Annotated in this window: 19 protein-coding genes; all 19 read right to left on the bottom strand. The window is 47.3% G+C overall.

Going from position 1 to position 18,543, the window contains the following annotated elements; genetic code table 11:
• Window positions 1-191: 191 nt before the first annotated feature.
• Window positions 192-2,450 (bottom strand): bifunctional 2',3'-cyclic-nucleotide 2'-phosphodiesterase/3'-nucleotidase, encoded by a 2,259-nt coding sequence (locus ACDJ58_RS01085; protein ID WP_413374793.1) that lies wholly within the window; start codon window positions 2,448-2,450, stop codon window positions 192-194.
• Between the two features lie 478 nt (window positions 2,451-2,928).
• Window positions 2,929-3,345, bottom strand: a complete 417-nt coding sequence (locus ACDJ58_RS01080; RefSeq protein WP_063566223.1) for a pyridoxamine 5'-phosphate oxidase family protein — start codon at window positions 3,343-3,345, stop codon at window positions 2,929-2,931.
• Between the two features lie 467 nt (window positions 3,346-3,812).
• Window positions 3,813-4,271 carry an NUDIX domain-containing protein gene (locus ACDJ58_RS01075; RefSeq protein ID WP_413374790.1) on the bottom strand — a complete coding sequence of 153 codons (459 nt, stop codon included), beginning with the start codon at window positions 4,269-4,271 and terminating at the stop codon, window positions 3,813-3,815.
• A gap of 63 nt (window positions 4,272-4,334) precedes the next feature.
• Window positions 4,335-5,102, bottom strand: a complete 768-nt coding sequence (locus tag ACDJ58_RS01070; protein ID WP_072734935.1) for a LamB/YcsF family protein — start codon at window positions 5,100-5,102, stop codon at window positions 4,335-4,337.
• The gene (locus tag ACDJ58_RS01065; protein ID WP_413374788.1) at window positions 5,099-6,127 is read right to left on the bottom strand and encodes a biotin-dependent carboxyltransferase family protein; all 1,029 of its coding nucleotides are present in this window, start codon (window positions 6,125-6,127) and stop codon (window positions 5,099-5,101) included. Before ACDJ58_RS01065 ends, ACDJ58_RS01070 begins: the two co-directional genes overlap by 4 nt.
• Window positions 6,124-6,834, bottom strand: coding sequence for a 5-oxoprolinase subunit PxpB (gene pxpB / locus ACDJ58_RS01060; protein WP_413374786.1), 711 nt, complete (start codon window positions 6,832-6,834; stop codon window positions 6,124-6,126). The genes ACDJ58_RS01065 and pxpB overlap by 4 nt, the downstream gene beginning before the upstream one ends.
• A gap of 39 nt (window positions 6,835-6,873) precedes the next feature.
• On the bottom strand, window positions 6,874-7,704 hold the full coding sequence (locus tag ACDJ58_RS01055) for a DUF2785 domain-containing protein (RefSeq protein ID WP_413374784.1): 831 nt from the start codon (window positions 7,702-7,704) through the stop codon (window positions 6,874-6,876).
• Between the two features lie 3 nt (window positions 7,705-7,707).
• On the bottom strand, window positions 7,708-8,298 hold the full coding sequence (locus ACDJ58_RS01050; protein WP_413374782.1) for a histidine phosphatase family protein: 591 nt from the start codon (window positions 8,296-8,298) through the stop codon (window positions 7,708-7,710).
• The gene (locus tag ACDJ58_RS01045) at window positions 8,295-8,885 is read right to left on the bottom strand and encodes a DUF1572 family protein (RefSeq protein ID WP_053779860.1); all 591 of its coding nucleotides are present in this window, start codon (window positions 8,883-8,885) and stop codon (window positions 8,295-8,297) included. Before ACDJ58_RS01045 ends, ACDJ58_RS01050 begins: the two co-directional genes overlap by 4 nt.
• A gap of 33 nt (window positions 8,886-8,918) precedes the next feature.
• On the bottom strand, window positions 8,919-9,248 hold the full coding sequence (locus ACDJ58_RS01040) for a DUF952 domain-containing protein (RefSeq protein WP_063566229.1): 330 nt from the start codon (window positions 9,246-9,248) through the stop codon (window positions 8,919-8,921).
• A gap of 51 nt (window positions 9,249-9,299) precedes the next feature.
• The gene (locus ACDJ58_RS01035) at window positions 9,300-9,857 is read right to left on the bottom strand and encodes a GNAT family N-acetyltransferase (RefSeq protein ID WP_413374780.1); all 558 of its coding nucleotides are present in this window, start codon (window positions 9,855-9,857) and stop codon (window positions 9,300-9,302) included.
• A gap of 16 nt (window positions 9,858-9,873) precedes the next feature.
• On the bottom strand, window positions 9,874-10,278 hold the full coding sequence (locus ACDJ58_RS01030; protein WP_413374778.1) for a DUF2809 domain-containing protein: 405 nt from the start codon (window positions 10,276-10,278) through the stop codon (window positions 9,874-9,876).
• 3 nt (window positions 10,279-10,281) lie between these two features.
• The gene (locus ACDJ58_RS01025) at window positions 10,282-10,833 is read right to left on the bottom strand and encodes a GrpB family protein (protein ID WP_413374776.1); all 552 of its coding nucleotides are present in this window, start codon (window positions 10,831-10,833) and stop codon (window positions 10,282-10,284) included.
• 305 nt (window positions 10,834-11,138) lie between these two features.
• The gene (locus ACDJ58_RS01020; RefSeq protein WP_413374774.1) at window positions 11,139-12,245 is read right to left on the bottom strand and encodes an Ig-like domain-containing protein; all 1,107 of its coding nucleotides are present in this window, start codon (window positions 12,243-12,245) and stop codon (window positions 11,139-11,141) included.
• Window positions 12,246-12,584: 339 nt separating this feature from the next.
• The gene (locus tag ACDJ58_RS01015) at window positions 12,585-13,682 is read right to left on the bottom strand and encodes an undecaprenyldiphospho-muramoylpentapeptide beta-N-acetylglucosaminyltransferase (RefSeq protein WP_413374772.1); all 1,098 of its coding nucleotides are present in this window, start codon (window positions 13,680-13,682) and stop codon (window positions 12,585-12,587) included.
• Window positions 13,631-14,656 (bottom strand): polysaccharide biosynthesis protein, encoded by a 1,026-nt coding sequence (locus ACDJ58_RS01010; protein WP_413374770.1) that lies wholly within the window; start codon window positions 14,654-14,656, stop codon window positions 13,631-13,633. Before ACDJ58_RS01010 ends, ACDJ58_RS01015 begins: the two co-directional genes overlap by 52 nt.
• 169 nt (window positions 14,657-14,825) lie before the next feature.
• On the bottom strand, window positions 14,826-16,211 hold the full coding sequence (locus tag ACDJ58_RS01005) for a sensor histidine kinase (protein WP_413374768.1): 1,386 nt from the start codon (window positions 16,209-16,211) through the stop codon (window positions 14,826-14,828).
• Window positions 16,204-16,851 (bottom strand): response regulator transcription factor, encoded by a 648-nt coding sequence (locus ACDJ58_RS01000; protein WP_413374766.1) that lies wholly within the window; start codon window positions 16,849-16,851, stop codon window positions 16,204-16,206. Before ACDJ58_RS01000 ends, ACDJ58_RS01005 begins: the two co-directional genes overlap by 8 nt.
• Window positions 16,852-17,068: 217 nt before the next feature.
• Window positions 17,069-18,367, bottom strand: coding sequence for a serine--tRNA ligase (serS, locus tag ACDJ58_RS00995; RefSeq protein ID WP_413374764.1), 1,299 nt, complete (start codon window positions 18,365-18,367; stop codon window positions 17,069-17,071).
• Window positions 18,368-18,543: the final 176 nt, after the last annotated feature.

Raw genomic sequence — 18,543 nt, 5'->3', positions numbered from 1 at the left:
TGATTCTATCTCATTAATGTTTACTGGTATATACCCAAAGTTTGTAAATATTATAACATGGGTCTTCAAATTTTTCTCTACTGTTTTGATGACTTCAACTATGACAGTTACTGATACATTAACGTATCAGCATAGCATGAAAAAGACCGACAGTCTGATGACTGTCGGTCTTCATTTACCGCTAATTAATCTTAAGAAGCGGGGATTACGATTTTCTGCCCAACTTTAAGATTGTGCACATTTGTAATTTTATTTACGGAAACCAGCTTGCGCCAGTCCACACCATATTTCAAGCCAATGCGGTAGAGGTTATCTCCTTTTTTCACTACATGTACCACTTTGCCGCCTGCTGGTTTCTCAGGTTGTGGCTTGGTTGTAGGTTTAGTTGGAGTTGGGTCTGGCTTCGTAGGCGTTGGAGCAGGCTCCGTACCTGTTTCTGGAGTCGTTGTTGCTTCTCCTGTCAATTTCAAACCATACTCAGCAAAACCATCATCGTTCGTACCGATGAAGGACATCGCCGGGTTCGCTTCAACCAATGCTTTGGCATCTGGGGAAGACGCGAACACCACTTCAAGATCGTTAAGTGCAGCTGCCGTTACACCTGCAGAAGGCTTAATTGGTGCAAGCGACCAGTTGCCATCTGCTGCCGGGTTAATCGTTTTGTTCTCACGGATGTAATCAATGATCACTTGACGGTTCTCATCCGGTGCAGCCAAGACGATACGTTTACCGTCCGGGTTAGCCAGTTTGGACGAAGAAGCACGATAGTTATTCGTTGCCACGATGAATTTTTGTGCTGGATCAACCGGTTTACCATTGAAGCTCAGGTCTTTAATCCGGTTAGCTGATGCATTTACAATCGTTGCTTTGCCATCGTATTTCGCTGGTTGAGTTACATCAATTTGGTACGTAACACCATCGATAACGTCGAAGTTATATGTTGGGAAGTCCATATTGACCAATTGTTGCTGTCCACCTTTTGCCGGATCGATCTGGTTAAATTGACCAGCAGACCATTCCAACCATTCTTTCAGCTCAGCGCCATTCACCAATACGGCATGTACCGTATTTGGATACACGTACAAGTCAGCTACGTTTTTAATCGCAATGGTGCCTTTAGGGATATTCGTGTAATACGAAGCACCTGAACGTCCGCCTGCTTTGAACGGAGCGCCTGCAGACAATACAGGAATATCTTCGTATTCTGTTCCTTGCATATGTTTTTCAACATACCATTTCTGTGCATTGGTAACGATCTGAATGGATGGATCATCCTGAACCAGTGCAAAGAAGCTGTTGATTGGAGCTGTCGTTTCGCCGACTGGGCCACGCACATACTCAAGCGTACCTTCATGTTCGTCATGAACAGCATCAACGATCTCTTGATCAGCATCTACCAGAGCCTTTTTGTTGGCTGTGTCATAGATTGGGCGTGCCTCCACTTTGGAGTCTGCCACTTTCCATTTGCCGTCTACCAGTTCCAGATCCAGATCGATAATTCCAAGGTGGTCACCCCAGAAGCCTGGCTCTACAGCAGGAACGCCATTGATTGTACCTTTTTCAAGGTCTACACCTTTTTTACCGGCAAAATCAGCGCTCGGGAATACTTTGTGGGCATGTCCGAACAGAATGGCATTAATGCCTTCAACCTGGCTCAGATACAATACCGAGTTTTCCATCAGATCCGTTTGCGGAATATCTTCAAAACCGGAGTGAGGAATAGCTACAATAATGTCGGCACCTTCAGCCTTCATTTTAGGAATGAATTTTTTCGCAGTAGCGATAATGTCTTTGGCAATGACTTTGCCTTCCAGATTAGCGCTGTCCCACTGCATGACTTGTGGTGGTACAAATCCGATGACACCCACCTTGATGGTGTGCTCTTTGCCACTCTCATCGGTAACTTTTTTGTCTAAAATTTTATACGGGGTAAAATAGTTCTTGTCATTCGTCTCATCGTCGTCACCGTCATCTACATATACGTTGGCATTGATGTAAGGGAAGTTCGCACCTTCCAGCGTCATGTCAAGGAAATCCAAACCATAGTTAAACTCATGGTTACCGATGTTTCCTGCATCATAATCGAGCAGGTTCATCGCTTTATATACAGGGTGAGTCTCACCCTTTTTGAGTGGATCAATCTTCGCTACATAATCCCCGAGCGGGTTACCCTGGATCAGGTCACCGTTGTCGAACAGCAAGCTGTTCTTCGCTTCGTCACGGGCTTTTTTGATCAGCGTAGCTGTCTTCGCCAGACCATACTGGTCTGTCTCTTTGTCGGAATAGTAGTCATAGTTAATCAGGTTGTCGTGAATGTCCGTTGTTTCCATGATTCGCAATTTAACCTTGGTAGCGTCCGCAGCCGATACAGGTACCGGAAATACCGCAAGCACGTTTAATGCAACCAAAGCGGCAGTCAGGCTTGATAATACTTTTTTACTCTTTCTCAAAATAACCCCTCCCGGTTATGTACATTGAATCATGTATTAGTGAGCAAACGAATAAGCGCAGAAATGCGAAAGATCTCATGGGTTGTTCGTACTGATTTTCTGATCGTATGGTTCAGAATTCCAGGTTAGTTTATCTCACATGAACATCTATTCATATCTGTGCGTACCGTTTACATTCCAAATCATAACGCAATGTTCAGTCATTGAAAAGCATTATTTTTTACGTTATCCGCACATACCTACCCCAGTTTACAATAACATGCGTGATTTCGACATCTTTTGCATGTTTTTGGATGAAAATAGTTTACTCACGCTGTTAAAAACGTATATTACATGTGGCTTACATCTATATCCATATTAGCTGAATCGACCCATATCAAAAAACCGTGAAGCCTTCTGGCGTTCACGGTTTGCTATATCTTTTCCAAATAGTCGGCACGGCCTTCCACTTAGAAAAGGTGATTTTCAATATCTAAAATTATTGCTCCCACACCTGATGCTCATGATCTTTGCCGATGTATTCAATCCGTTTTGGGGTAATGTCCAGAATGACATAATTGGGATCGTTCGGGCCGTCAAACCAAGCTTTTAGTTCATCATTCCATACCTGTTCGCGTAAACCTTCATTTTTCGTCACTTCGCATGTTCCTTCAATCTCAACCACTTCCTTGGAGCCGCCCGCTTCATAACCTAGCAAAAGGCTGACGTTCGGATTATTCTCCAGCTCCTCTACCTTGTGCGTACGGCGGTTTGTCGCCAGATGAATGTTCATTCCATCGTTGAAAAGCGCCATATAGCGGGATTTCGGTTTACCGTTCTCCACCGTGGAGAAGCTGCAAAAAGGGTTGTTTTCCAATGCTTTTACAATGTTTTGTTCCAATTCAGTCTGGTTCATGGGACATGCTCCTTTCGATTTGGGGGATATTTGAAGAGCCTTGTAGGCGGCCGTTACGGGTACGGATCGTTCTTTCGATCGCTGTTATCCCCAGATTTTTTTGAAATCCTATTTCATAGGATAAAATCCGGGGATAAAGGCGAACGCTTCGCTTCTACAGAATCGATTCCGTCTCCTTCACTACGTCTACTGTTCTTTCAAATTGAGGAGTGGATAAGCTAAAGTTCAAATCAAAACCTGTCGACGCCTCAACTTTGCAGGTTTTGTTTCCTTAGGTTTTTTATCCACTCCGCTGCCGTGTATAAGTACAGTCAGCTTACGTTAGGTGTAATAAGCCTGTACTTATAGTGTACCCACCTCATCTATGGTGAATCCATGAACCGGTTCGTAAACGTGACAGTTTTGGAAAAGTTATTTATAAAAATGTGTACATAAAGGAAGCATTTCGTGACCATATGGATTAATTTTTAATTCAAATCCCCAAGATAAATACGTGAAGACGCCTGATCCAGTAACAACTCACCAATTGTTTTCGGATATAGGCGAACCTTGGACAGCTCTTCAAGCGGAATCCATTCTACGGCTACCTGATGGTCGTCTGGGCTGGAGCCTTCAAAGATTGTAGCTTTCGCATCAATCAATCTGCATTCAAAATAAAATTCAACCTGGTGGACATCGGCATCCCACACGGCAAATTCATGGTTTTTTCCGATATACTCCCGGATATGCAGCAATTCTCCCACGTCCACCGCCTGTCCAATCTCCTCCAGACATTCACGGGCAACGGCATCCTTGAGTTCTTCGCCTTTCTCCTGTCCTCCGCCGGGGAAAACATAAGCGTCACCATATTGATCCTCCAACCGGATCACCAGCAAACGTCCATCCTGTACAATGACAGCCTTTGCCGAATTACGTATCGTTTTCATGCTCTAATCTCACTCCTTACAAACTCGTATAGTTCGACCTCTGGCCCTCGGTTACCTTAGCAATCATCTAGTAACTCCAGGTGCAGAAAGGTTAATTCCATCAGATTCAAGCAACGTACGTATCTCTTGAGCAAATGCAAGGGCATGAGCTCCGTCGCCGTGGATGCAAATTGTCTCTGCCTTTATGGATACAGGTGTACCTTCCGTCGACACAACGATTCCCTCTTTCACCATGCGCAGCACTTGAACAAGAGCTTGTTCGGTCTGCTGAATGACAGCCCCGGGCTGACTGCGTGGGGTTAGAGTCCCATCCGGTCCGTAGGTTCGATCCGCAAAAACTTCACTGACACTGCGCAGTCCAATGCGATCCGCTGCCTGTATCAGCGCACTTCCGGCCAGGCCATAGAGGTACAGTTCCGGTTGCACCTTATAAAGCGCCTCGGCGATTCCCTCAGCGAGTTGATTATCTTCAGCAGCCATGTTATACAAGGCTCCATGAGGCTTCACATGATGCATACGCCCCCCGTATGAACGGACAAAAGCATCCAGCGCACCAATCTGATACACAACCATGTCATAGGCTTCCCGTGGTGTAATATCCATACGTCTTCTGCCAAAACCCTGCAAATCCGGCAGACCGGGATGGGCGCCGATGGCAACCTGATGCTCTAATGCTTGCTGTACGGTTTGCCGCATCGTTGCCGGGTCACCCGCATGAAATCCACAAGCGATGTTGGCTGAAGTGATTAGCGGCAGAATCGACTCATCCGACGCCATCCGGTACACCCCGTAACTTTCGCCAAGGTCACAGTTGATATCCACCGTGTTCATTGATGGTCCCCCATTTCTGCCAATCTCCTGCGAATCAGCTGATCGGTTAGCCGCCACTCCAACTCCTGCTCTAGGAATAGTTGCTGTGCTTCTTCATATGTAATCCGTTCAAAAGCAACCGGTGCCCCCGGCCTAGCCTGTGCCAGTATCGGCAAATCTACTCGGGCCACCTGTGCGATCACAGGATAGCCCCCAATGGTCTGATGATCGGCCATCAATATGATGGGCTGACCATCCGCTGGCACCTGAACTGTGCCATAGATGACGGCTTCAGACAGCCGATCCATCGGTTGACCGAGTTCCAGCTTTGCACCTTCCAATCGATACCCCATCCGATCCGATTGGGGAGAGATCACATATCGTTCTTTATGGAATCGTACCAGGCTATTTTCATTAAACGCTGCACTGTCTTTGCCCGGCATGACACGAATAACAGGTTCAGCATGGTAGGCGGGCCATTCCCTGCTGGACAAATACCAGGCAGGTGCATGCATCCGCCCGTTGTTCTTTTCAGCTTCTACACTTAATCCACGCAACGCCGCTTGCGCTTCACGAGAAGCTTCCCCCGCAGACAACCTGTCGCCCACCTTCAAGGCACGTCCTTCAAACCCACCAAAACCTGTCTTAAGATCCGTGCTGCGACTGCCCATGATCTCAGGTACTGCGATTCCACCAGCAATCGCCATATAAGACCGCAAGCCGGAACGGCATCGCCCAAATCTCAGCACTTTTCCAGCAAGCAACACGACCGGACGCCATAGTGGAACAGGCAGACCATCCACAGTTGCTGTTAGATCCGCACCACATAAAGAGATCAGCAGAGTCTCATGGAAACGAAGTTCCGGTCCCGTCATCGTCATCTCCAGCACAGCCGCATCACGGGAATTCCCAACCAGTGCATTGGCTGCTCTGGCTGCAAAGGTATCCATAACCCCGCCCGGATGAATTCCATACCGGCGAAATCCTGTCCTTCCTTCGTCCTGAACGGTGGATAACAAACCTGGGCGAATGACTTCAATACTCATCGTTCGCCCTCCTTTTGTTTCAGATACTCCTGCAGTGATATCGATGCAAAACGAACTCGATCCCCTGCTGCCAGCAGGATTGGTGGATTTTCCATCGGACGAAATAGCGCCAGCGGTGTGCGGCCGATGCACTGCCATCCCCCGGGGGTCGTTACCGGGTAAACTCCCGTTTGTTTGCCACCAATACCCACCGTTCCCGCTTCAACCCGAAGCCGAGGTGTAGATCGTCTGGGCGTAGCGATCTTCTCCGTTAATCCGCCCAAATAAGGAAAACCCGGCGCGAATCCGATCATGTGAACCAGGTAATCTCCGGATGTGTGAATAGCTATGACCTCATCTGGCGTAAGCCCATGCTCAGTAGCGACGTAATCCAGGTCAGGACCCAGTTCACCACCATAACATACAGGAATAATGATCGTTCTGGGTTGATCCAGCGTTACCTCTTCCATCTTGTTCAACTCATGAAGCAGCATCCCGCATACCTCGTGGTACGGGGAGATCAATGGATCATAGAACAGTGTGACCGATGCAAACGAAGGTAACCACTCCATGATGCCCGGTAGTTGGCTCTTTTCCAGCAAAGCACATACCGACATCACCCTCCGGTGTACCGCTTCGGATATGGTGTCCCCACAACGGATCATAACCCCTGTTTCGCCCAGAGGAGACAGCACATCCTCAGTCCATAAATACGGCATTTCAGTCATGCTATCACCCTCCTTGTCCACAAGTTTATAATCCCTTGATCATTTTTTCTCCAAAGCCTGCAAAATAAGTGAACGAACAGCGGGAAAAGGCTCTGCGTCTTCTGTCCGTATGGCAAGATAAAGCGTCTGCAGAAAGACGCGCACATTCAATCTCATCTGGCTGATCTCCAGATGAGATTTCCCCTCCTTCTTATCGTTTGGATTCAGTGAATCGATCCAAGACGAAATATCGTTTTGCTCCAGCAGATTGCGACGAAGGATGGTGACCACTGCATGAGCAATCCTCTGATCCTCATCATGGATGTAGACTACACTTGATTCGGTAATTTTCACAGTGAGCGCATGCAAAAGCTCCCGCAAGGCTGCCCGCTCCATATAAGGCGACTGTGCAAGATCTTCAACCGCATCTGCCGCGTGTGCCGGGGCGTGCGCCCAGCCCTTATCATCGGTATAGCCACGAACATCTTTTTCACGCTCCAGATACGTAGTCAACCGATGATGAATAACCTCTATATCTTCCTTTTTCAGAAAAGGCCGCTGACGATCTACACTCAGAATTGGAGGCAGGAGCAGCACAGAGAAGGTTCGGGTAAACACACTGTCCGTACCTTGTTCTCCAATTCCATGAAAAAGGTGCTGATCATCCAGCGCCATCTGTAACAACTGACTAAGCTGTTCTTCCGTGAATACGCCCTGTCCAATCCAGGTCGCAAACGTAACGTAGATCAATTCATCCCGCAGAACCGGATCTGGACTGCCAATATGCTGCATCATATGCAGAGCCAGTTCGTAAGGATGTTCTACTTCATGGGTGGATAGATTAGCCGACTGAATATGCTGCAATTGCTGTTTTAATGCCAGAGCATCCATCTATCACAACTCCTTGGAGGAATCCAGATGTACGCTACAGTTGTATAGCTCACATTGCCAGAACTCCGTTTCCCAAGAAATCCGGGTAATCGACGTGTTGGACAGCTTTGCGCTCACATCAAGTTCAGGCACCAGACCTCGCAGTGTATTACGGAGAATAGCGCCATGGCTGACAACGATCACTCTTCCATTGGGATGCTGTCGTACAATATCTTCTATCGCGGCACTGCCCCGAATCGTACCTGCATCCGCAAGCTCCCGGCCCAAATCGAGATCACTCCAATCCGCTCCCCATTGAGCTACACGTTCAGCTTCGGTCGTACCCTCCACCTGCCCACCGCCCATTTCACGCAACCTAGGATCCAAATGAATCTCCTGTATTCCCAAACGATCTCCAATGATGCGAGCCGTCTCACTTGCACGCTCCAGGTCACTTGCATAGATGGCATCCCACGTTTCCTCACTCAGTCTTGCAGCAAGCAATAGCGCCTGTTCTCTTCCTTCCTGATCCAGCGGATTATCCGTCTGTCCCTGCGAACGTTTTTCCTTATTCCACGCCGTGCTTCCATGGCGAATCAATGCGATCTGTGTCATTGCTGTTCCTCACCTTTACCTTTTTCTATGCGCAATTCATCATCTGTAAAATGTTTTCGTGCCTTCGGCTTGGCAAATTTGCCACCATTATATTGGTCCGAACCATTTCTCGGAATGGAAAGACTGTTCCAAGAGGTTTCTTTGAGCATTTTGGCTGCATAGATAATCTGCCCCACATGATAGGGGTAATGCGCCAATTGCCGGATAATTGCTTCCATGACGGTATGTCCTTCATTGCGAATATATATAATATGAGACAGTTGCTCCGGTGTAAAAGAACGAATGGCTCCAAGTAGACAGTTCCAGCCTTCCTCCCATTTCGCGAGCAGCTCTTCCCGGGTCGAAATATCATTCACAAATTCCGCATCACGTTCACGCCATGGCTTTTCTCCATCGGTTGTCAGTACATCCGTCCAACGGGACAGCATATTGCCCCATAGATGCTTCACAATAACTGCAATGCTGTTGGCATCTTCATTCCAGGATTGAAATAGTTGCTCGGATTCCAGTTGCTCCATAGCCTTTTCCCCAAGCTGTTTGTAATATAAAAATTGCTTCTCGGCTGTATCCAGAAATACCTGATTCATATCCACACGTTCACAACCCTTCGCAAAATGTGTTTATTCAGGAAAAGAAAACGTCCCGTCCTCATTCGGTTCAAAGGAAATGACTTTCCGTACAGCATCCAAATTAAGTTCACCATAGATATGTGGAAATAGTTCATTCAACTCATACAGGTCCTCATACACCAGTTCCGGCTTTAAGGCCCTCTCATCAATGCCAATCAATAACAAATCCGTACGCCCTTGATAAAATTGAGCCGCTACCCATGGAATCTGTTCTTTAGTGGAACAATGAATGAAACCGTCCGTCTCCAGGCTATCCGGTGCATACACGCTCTGCTTGGATACCTGCTCCCATACCGCTTGGGAAATAATACTGTAGATCATTGTTCCGCCTCCTTCAATTTCTTCTATGTATCCTGTACGTCATTGGAAGTATTATAGATCATCCCGGATACGGGAGTACAATTTTTGATCTGTAAACACACCTTTGATCTTCAATTGTTTACGCAGCAAACCTTCATACGACATGCCCAGCTTCTCCATCACTCGTGCAGATCCGATGTTGCCTGCATTGCATTTCCCCTCCAGCCGATTGCAGTCCAGTTCCTGAAAACAGTATTCAACAATCGGCTGCATGGCTTCTGCTGCGAGGCCTTTGCCCCAACAACTGCTAGCAATCGCGTACCCCAGTTCAGCACTTTGCATGGATTCATTCAGATGAAAAATGCCACCTCGCCCGATCAGCTTCCCTGTTCCCTTCAGAATAAAGGCCCATATATAGACCGTCTTCTTCTCATAATTGTCCAACACTCTTTGAATATAATGAACAGAGTCGTCCAACGTCTCATGGCAGTTCCACAGGCTTTGCTGACTCACTTTCGGATCGGAGGCAAACACAAAATAATCATCGAGGTCGTTGAGCGTAAGACGTCTAAGTACCAACCGCTCTGTCTCAAACTCGGGTGATTCCGCAAAAAGCTTATCTACATTCACGTAAGCCCACTCCCCATCATCTAGCCTTCTTATTTCTCAGGAAATATCGATCAATCCCATACACACACAGAATGCCGACAGCATACCTCAGCAGATCCATTACCAGAAATCCACGTCCCAAAATAAGCGCACCCAGCACCGTTGAACGCACTTCGTTCAGCCAAGGGGTCTGAATCATTTGCGAACATTCAACGGCCCAGCTAAAAATCAGGCTCACGATCAGCGCCAACTCTTTGCTGCGATTAATCCAAACCATGCGTACCCCAAAATAAATCATCGCTGCCCACAAGGCATCACCGAAATGTTCACGTACAAAATCCGGTAAAAGTTCACCAAAGTGTCTGGACGACAGTCCTGCCGCCATGGTTATGATCACTGCGATGAAATAAATCAGCCTCTCTTTGAAAAATGCCTTCATCATGGATCAAATGCCGTCATCAAGCACTTGTAGAATAAATTCCGTTTTGGCAGCGGTATAAGCTTCTCTGTCGTCCTTATTCTCATCAGCAAGTTTAGCTTTCAAAGCCGCATAAACCTCTACCAGATCCGGCCGCTGTCTCAGCACATCCCGGAACTGGATTTGGCGATCCCAACGTTCCTCGCCTGGGCGCATCAGATGAAGATGTACAGCCCTCTTACCATCCTTCACTCTGACCCAGAAACGTCTATATTCCCGATCATCCAGTTCAGGCGGAACGTAGTTCCAGCCTACCGGATTCAGCTGATCGGCAATCAAGTCCATGTCCTCCCATGACTGCACCTCTCCCATCAAATCAATAATGGGCTTTGCGGGCAATCCCGGGATGGACGTGCTTCCGATATGTTCAAATTTATGAATATTGAGCTGCTGTAACAAGTCTCTAAGCTGGAGAATTTCATCCTGAGCCTGTAGGCCCCACATAGGGTTGGCTTCAACAACCTCTACCGATTCTGTCGCCCACGCAGGCCAATTTTCCGGTTGCAGATGATCTGTCATTCGGATGCTCCCTCCTTTGCAGGACTGAATTTCAATCGGTATTGTTCCAGGTACTTCGAATGGGCTCGTTTCTTCTTGTCCTCAACTGTGGCAATCATCCCGAGTGTCAGTATCGAAAGTAGGATGAGAAGAAGATACTTCACGTAAGCCAAACCATAGAAATTGTTATCTGAGCTTATAATTGAAGAATTCAGTTTCATCACATCCAATTTTTTATACCTAAAAGGGGCGTATGTCTACGCCCCATCTGTTTCTGTTCACGATGATGAAATTACCTCAATTGATATGCTTCATTCGTTGAAACTTTATTTTACCGTTACCGGTATGGTAACTTTTTTGTTGCCCCACTTAGCGGTAATGGATGTTTTGCCTTTCCCCACGGCCACAATCTTGCCGCCCGTCACTGTGGCTACACTTGGTTTAGTGCTGCTCCATACGGCACTGCTCGTTACAATCGTGGTTTTGCCTGTATCGTACTGCGCCATCACACTCAGTGTTGTACTTGCCTGTGGCGATAATACGAGTGTTTTTTGGCCAGTAATCAGCTTTTTGAGCAAAGGGACAACGGTAACCTCTGCCTTTATTGTCTGATTTTGATAAGTTCCTGTCAAGGTGGCTTTTCCTTCCGTCAGTGTTTTTACTGTGCCATTTTTGACGATGGCTACATTATTGTTGGAAGAGGTCCATGTCACCTGTTTCGAAAGATTAATCGTTTTCCCATTGGCATATGTACCGATTACCTTCAACGCTTTCGATTTCTTAATATTCAGCTGCATAACAGCAGGAGTTACTTCGACTTTGGTAATCTTGTCCGTAATCGCTACGGGAACTTTAACCGTCTCTGAGCCATATTTGCCTTGTAACAGCACTCTGCCAGGCGTGATTCCTTTAATTTTGCCACTCTCCAGCACTGCGGAAGCACTCGATACCGTCCATACGATCTCGGATGTGACGTCTTCTTCCTTGCCGTTTGCACGCACAATGCTTACTTTGGGCAGCGTACTTTCACTACCTTTGACAAAATTATAGGAACTTGGCGAAGCTTTGATGCTTTTAATTTTATCCTGAACCTTAACAACCAATTGCGCTTTGGCTCCCTCTACCTGTGCGTATATCGTCGCTTCTCCCGCTGCCACAGCCTTCACCTTGCCTTTTATAATGGTGGCAACAGCTTCGTTACTCGTGGACCATGTGACGCCTCCCGTAACATCCTGCTTGTTATCAAACCCTTCAATAACCGCCATCACTTGAAGCGTAGTTGTCTGGGATACACTCATCTGTTGCGGACTGCTGTTGGTAATCTCAATGGATGTCACGTCACCCGTGGCTGCTAGGGCAAGCGAAGGAGCCAGTACTGCTAATACTAAAATAAAGGCCAAGGTGCCTCGTATTGCTAATTTCATTCCATTCATTGCAATCTTCATCTCCTGTAATCCAATATTTTACTTCTATTATATTATATCGGAAACTCATTACATAAAAGTGAATCATGTTGGAGCAGAATCTCGGATAAGAGGAACATTCGACATTCGTTACTTGCAACAGCCCTAACCCTATATTCCGAAATAGGTAGAGGCATTCTTCAAGTCATTAGGAAGTGACTGAAGAATGCCTCTTTATTCAGAAGAAGAACGTAATTGTAACAGACTGCAATCCTAGTTAATACAATAAACGTTTAGAGATAATCAGGATAGATACGATGAGCAAAAAGAACATGACCAGTACGAGTTCGGGAAATCTTTTATTCATGTTCAGTTCTTTTCCAACGAAGAAACCGTTGTATGAATAAGCTGCAGAACCTTGTCAACGGCGTTGTCCGTTCCACTCGCCTTCATATGGTCTATCATATGCTCCCTTTCCTTATATACAAGGTCAATGTCTCGCAGGAATGTCTGAGGAGTCAGTTCCTCTTCCTGGAGAACCCTTGCATAACCTCGCTCCTGAAAATACTTTGCATTCAGCGTCTGTCCAACAAGAGATCCGCCGTTGGCATGAGGAATCAGGAGCATCGGCTTGCGGAGCAGCAGCCACTCATGTATCGCATTGGAGCCAGCACGTGACACGACCATATCCGCCATAGCCATTAAATCAGCAAGTTCTTCATGCACGTATTCAAATACCTTGTAGCCTGCAAACCGTGGGAAGGATGAATTCAATTTACCTGTGCCACATATATGAATGATTTGATAACGCTTTAGCAGCTCCGGCAGTGTTTCAATTACCATATGATTAAGCTTTTCCGAGCCCTGACTGCCACCCATAATTAACAGAATAGGTCTGTCGGAGACAAATCGGCAAAAATGAATCCCCCGTGCTCGGCTGCCAAGCTTCAACTCCTCCCTGATTACAGCTCCCACGTACACTGTCTTGTCTGACGCCTTAGAGGAAGCGAATGTCGCTGTATCCATAAACGTGGTACACATCATTTGAGCGTATCGCCGTGATAGCCTGTTGGCCAGACCCGGATGTAGATCCGGCTCCAGAATCAGCACCGGAACCCGGTTCCACCTGGCACCCACTACAGCAGGAACAGCTACGAATCCCCCTAACGAAAAGCATAGATGAGGTTTAATTCGTAAAATGAGCAGATAAGCTTGCAGCACTCCAAGTATAATTTTGAACACATCGGAAATATTCGCCCACGCCCAATACCTTCTCAACTTGCCTGTTGCAACTGCATGATAGTGAACAGCCGGGATTTTGCCGATTAATTGACGCTCGATGCCGTGCTTGGAACCAATATAATGAATTTCCCATTGCTCCTGAAGCAATCTGGAGATCAGAATGAGATTGGCTGTCACATGACCGGCGGAGCCGCCTCCTGTAAATATGATCCTCCGCTTGAACACAGAAATCCCCCTCTCCACAGCATATCGCGTACTTCCGCCTTGGTCATGATGACATCTTCCGAATGATATCCTCTACCAGCAAGAACAAATGTCCCACAACCCTCTTTATCCGCTAATTTGGCTGAAGGGGAGGCGATGACAACAAAGTAGGACTTCTTCTCTTCCACGTCACTAACGTTTTCCCAATCTGAAATCAGCGTTTCATAAAGCCGTTCACCCGGACGGGCACCGATAAAATGTATCGGGACATCCTTTTGTCCAGCATCCTCTGCCAAAACCCGTGCGATATCCGTTATTTTGCAGGATGGCATTCGGGGTACAATAATCTCGCCGCCCTCACATTGCTCCATGGCCGACAGGAGAATTTCCACGGCGTCTCCAAGGGGAAGAAAAAAACGTGTCATTCTGGAATCGGTAACGCTAAGTGGCTGCTTCAACTCAAGCTGGCGTTTGAATAACGGTACTACGCTGCCCGTGGATCCAAGAACATTCCCGCTTCGTACACAAGCAAAGCTTGTAGCGGAACGGCTGTCAGCTAATAAAATCAATTTTTCCCCGATGGCTTTGGTCATCCCGTACATGCTGGAAGGATTCGCTGCCTTGTCCGTAGAGACATATACCACCTTCCGCACGCCATTCTCGATTGCAGCATCAATGACGTTCTGCGTTCCGATAATATTTGTTTTGACTGCACAATCCGGTTGGTCCTCGCAGACCGGAACATGTTTAAGCGCCGCAAGATGAAAGACATAATCTACATCCTTGCAGGCACCTGCAAGCTCCCATCGATCTCTGATATCCCCCAGTACAAACTTCACTCTCGGGTCAGAGACGGCTTGTCTCATTTGAGCCTGAAGCGATTCATTTCGTGAAAAAATACGAACCTCTTTCGGCTCCTGAACGAGCAATTGTTTGACCAACTCTTCTCCCCATGAGCCTGTGCCTCCCGTTATTAAAAAGGTTTTATTGAACATCGGATATCCCTCCAAAAATTAAGTTCTGATTTGGTGATAGGCCTATCCTAAGGCAATTGTGTTACATCAGTATGACAGGGGGAACAATCGGCTTTTCGCAACGTGAGCATGCTTTAATTCGGGTTGCTTCTCACACAAAAAAACCACCATTTGCATGGCGGCTCCTTAATTAACGTTGTATTAACGGTAAAGAAAAATAAAACCTAACTTTTCCATCGGCTACGCTAAGGCCATAATCGGCATGGTGGTTCTCCAGAATCGTCCGGGCGATAGACAAGCCCAGTCCAGTCCCGCTAAACTTTTTGCTGCGCGAACTATCCATTACATAGAAGGGCTCCCAAACCTGATCCCACTGTTCATGCTCTTCCTTATCCGTTTCATTGGCGATACCGAAATATGCCGCTTCCCCTTTCAATTCAAGTGTAATGGTTATTCGGTCACCGCTTGTATATTTCACCGCGTTGGTCATCCAATTGTGAAGAACAGACTCCAGCTTTCGTCGATCAGCCCGCACCCAGGTCTCGGCAGTCCATCGATCCTCCACTTCCACATGCAAGCCATGCTGCTGAAATACGGTTTCATAGGTATGAAGGGTCTCCGAGAGCAATTGGCGAAGATCAACGGGTTCAAAATCGTATACTTCGGCCTGCAGACGGGATAACTCCAACAGACGGTCAATTAAACCAGCCAGCTCTTCGCTCTGTTGCTGGATTACTCCAGCGTAGGTTCTATCATCCAAACCATCCTGAATACCAGAGGCATAGACTCGAATCAGGGAGAGCGGTGTTTTTAATTCGTGTGAGATATCCGAGATGAACGTTCGCAGATTGGCGTTTTTTATTTCCAGAGAATGTTGCGCCTGCTGCAATTTGTCGCTCATCACATTGATGCTGCGCCCTAAAGACTCAATCTCATCACCTGTCTTTATATCAACCTTCGCAAACGATAAATTGGAAATGGCTTCAGCCGTTTCGCTTAGTTTTGCGAGCGGTTTAACGATCCGGGCGGTATACAGCACGGAAAGCAGGATAAGCAACAGCAGCATGCCGAGCCATATATACGCATTGAACTGATTAATAATTCGAATAGTCTCCGATGAATGGGAGATGGATTCGCCGACAGCAAACACTGAATCCCCCACCTTCACAAAGTTCACGAGAAAGCTTGATTTCAGCTTGGTCTGATCATAGAATTTATTAACCCGGGCACCCTCACGCAGCGCAGAGATACTCTCTTCTGTCAGCCAAAATTTACTGAGGGCAATCCCCTTGCGGTTATATTGAAATAACAATTGATCGTTAATATCATTCACACTATCCTTCAACGAAGCATAAGCGATAGCGACCTCGTATTGCGTTTCAAGGCTCTCAATCTGTGGTATTGGAACGCTATGTTCTGAAGCAGAGATTTCAGTCGTTAACTCGGCCAACTTCTGCTTTTTTTGATACAAAAAATAGGTAGGCAGGAAAAACGTATTGACGATAAAGGATAGGAAAAAGACAATACACAATGCACTGATAATGCGCACGAGCAGTTTACGGGTCAGTTTACTCATCTTGATCCTCTAGGCAATAACCCATTCCCCGGTACGTTTTGATCGAATCTTCTCCAATTTTCTCACGCAGTCTGCGGATATGAGTGTCCACGGTGCGTTCCTCGCCGAAGTAATCGAAACCCCACACCTGATCCAGCAAAATTTTACGGGTTACAATCTGCCCCTTATTCATTCCCAGAACTTTCATTAATTCAAATTCCTTATGGGTAGCCCCTACATCCACTCCACGACGATAGATCTTCTGGCCATCCAGATCGACAGTCAGTTCTCCCACCATGATTTTGGAGGAAAGTTGCAGCAGCTTCTTTACACGCAATAGCAGGATACGCGAATCAAACGGCTTGCGCAGATAATCATCCGCCCCGGCCTTCAAGGCAACAAACTCATCATCCGATTCCCCTTTGGCTGTCAGCAGCAGTACCTTCGCCCGACTCGTACGCTTGATTACCCGACATACCTCGACACCGCTGTGTCCTGGCATCATCCAATCCAAAACTGCCAAATCGATTTGATTATTATAAAAGAGATTCAGGGCTGATTCCCCATCCTCGGCTAAAAACACCTGAAAGCCCTCTTTAACGAAATAGGCTTTTAATATTTGCAGCATCAACGGCTCATCATCCGCGAGTAGCAGGTTCATATCTGCGCCTCCTTTCCAAACTGGATTCTACTATACAATCTGTACGTTACAGCTGTGTGACATACCCGTCTGGTTCGGCCATTTCCCACATCCTATACTGCTGCACCCGTAACATAAAAGCCCGGCCCACCTGCACTGGTCCCAAAATCACAGGCAAGACAAAAAGGAACCCCCACAAGGGTTCCCTTTTTACTTCTCAACGCAGCTTGTAGTCCTTTTAATTCTCTTCATCCTGGTGCGGCAAAACCAAATATTCAGCACCGCCCATATAGGGCTGAAGTGCGGCTGGAATACGAATGCTTCCATCCGCCTGCTGATGATTCTCCAGCAATGGAATCAGTATACGTGGCGAAGCCACAGCCGTATTGTTCAACGTATGGCAGTATGCAAGCTTACCTTGGGCATCGCGACAACGAATATTCGAACGCCGAGCCTGGAAATCATGCAGATTGGACGACGAATGTGTCTCCCCGTAAGCATTGCGGCTTGGCATCCAGGTCTCAATATCGTACTGTTTGTACGTTTTCTGCGACATATCCCCTGTACACACAGCCACCACTCGATAAGGCAGTTCCAGCAATTGCAGTAATTCCTCGGCGTGTCCCGTAATTTCCTGCAGCATTCGCTCCGATTCTTTCGCATCCGGTGCACAGATAATGACTTGTTCCACTTTGGCAAATTGATGAACCCGGTACAACCCGCGCACATCCCGCCCGCCTGAGCCAACCTCACTGCGGAAACATGTCGATACGGCAGCCAGCTTGATCGGCTCCTGCACATCCACAATCTCATCCGCATAATACGAAACCAGCGGCACTTCCGATGTTCCCACCAGCCACTTGTTCTCGCCTTGCATTTCATAGACCTGATCCCGTCCTGTGGGGAAGAACCCCGTGTTCAAAAGCGTATTCTCCCTCACCATCAGAGGAACTTCCATTGGCGTAAATCCATGCTTCAGCAGCAGATCAAGCGCAAGTTGCTGTACAGCCCGGTGCAGGAGAAGCCCTGCTCCTTTGAGCACATAGCTTCGTGTTCCGCCGATTTTCACTCCACGTGGGATGTCGATTAGATCATGCCGTTCACCAAGTTCCACGTGATCCTTGGCCTCATAATCGAACACCGGCAGCTCACCCACACGTCTCAGCTCCACATTATCCTCATCCGATGCGCCCATTGGCGTATCCGGCGATACAACATTGGGTACCAACCATTGCAGCCTTGTCACTTCCTCTTGCACAACAGCAAGCTTGGCTTCAACTTGCTCTAACTGACCATTCAGCTGTTTCACCTGTTCCCTTAAACCCTCGGCCTGTTCACGCTCACCAGCTTGCATCAGTCTGCCGATATCTGCAGATAACGAATTACGTACTCTACGCCCTTCTTCCGTCTCCAGTAAAAGTGCTCTGCGCTCTTCGTCCCGTTCCAACAATTCACGAATACTGATATTCATTCTCTTGCCAACTGCCGCAGCTTGCACCTCTTCTGCATGCTCCCGAATCCACTTCATTTCCAACATGGTCACCGTCTCCTTTGGCTGTAAAAATACAAAGAGCGCCCTCATCCCTTGGGACGAGGAGCGCTCTGCTCGCGGTGCCACCCAACTTGCCAAACCAGAATATTCTGGTTCAGCCTCTTGGTCCGCGATAACGGGCGGTTCCGGTTAACTTGGGGAATGGTTCGCTCCCCTGGCGA

This window comes from Paenibacillus taichungensis, from assembly GCF_047302525.1.
Taxonomy (GTDB): Bacteria; Bacillota; Bacilli; order Paenibacillales; family Paenibacillaceae; genus Paenibacillus; species Paenibacillus taichungensis_B.
This window is presented reverse-complemented; position numbering and strand designations above follow the sequence as displayed.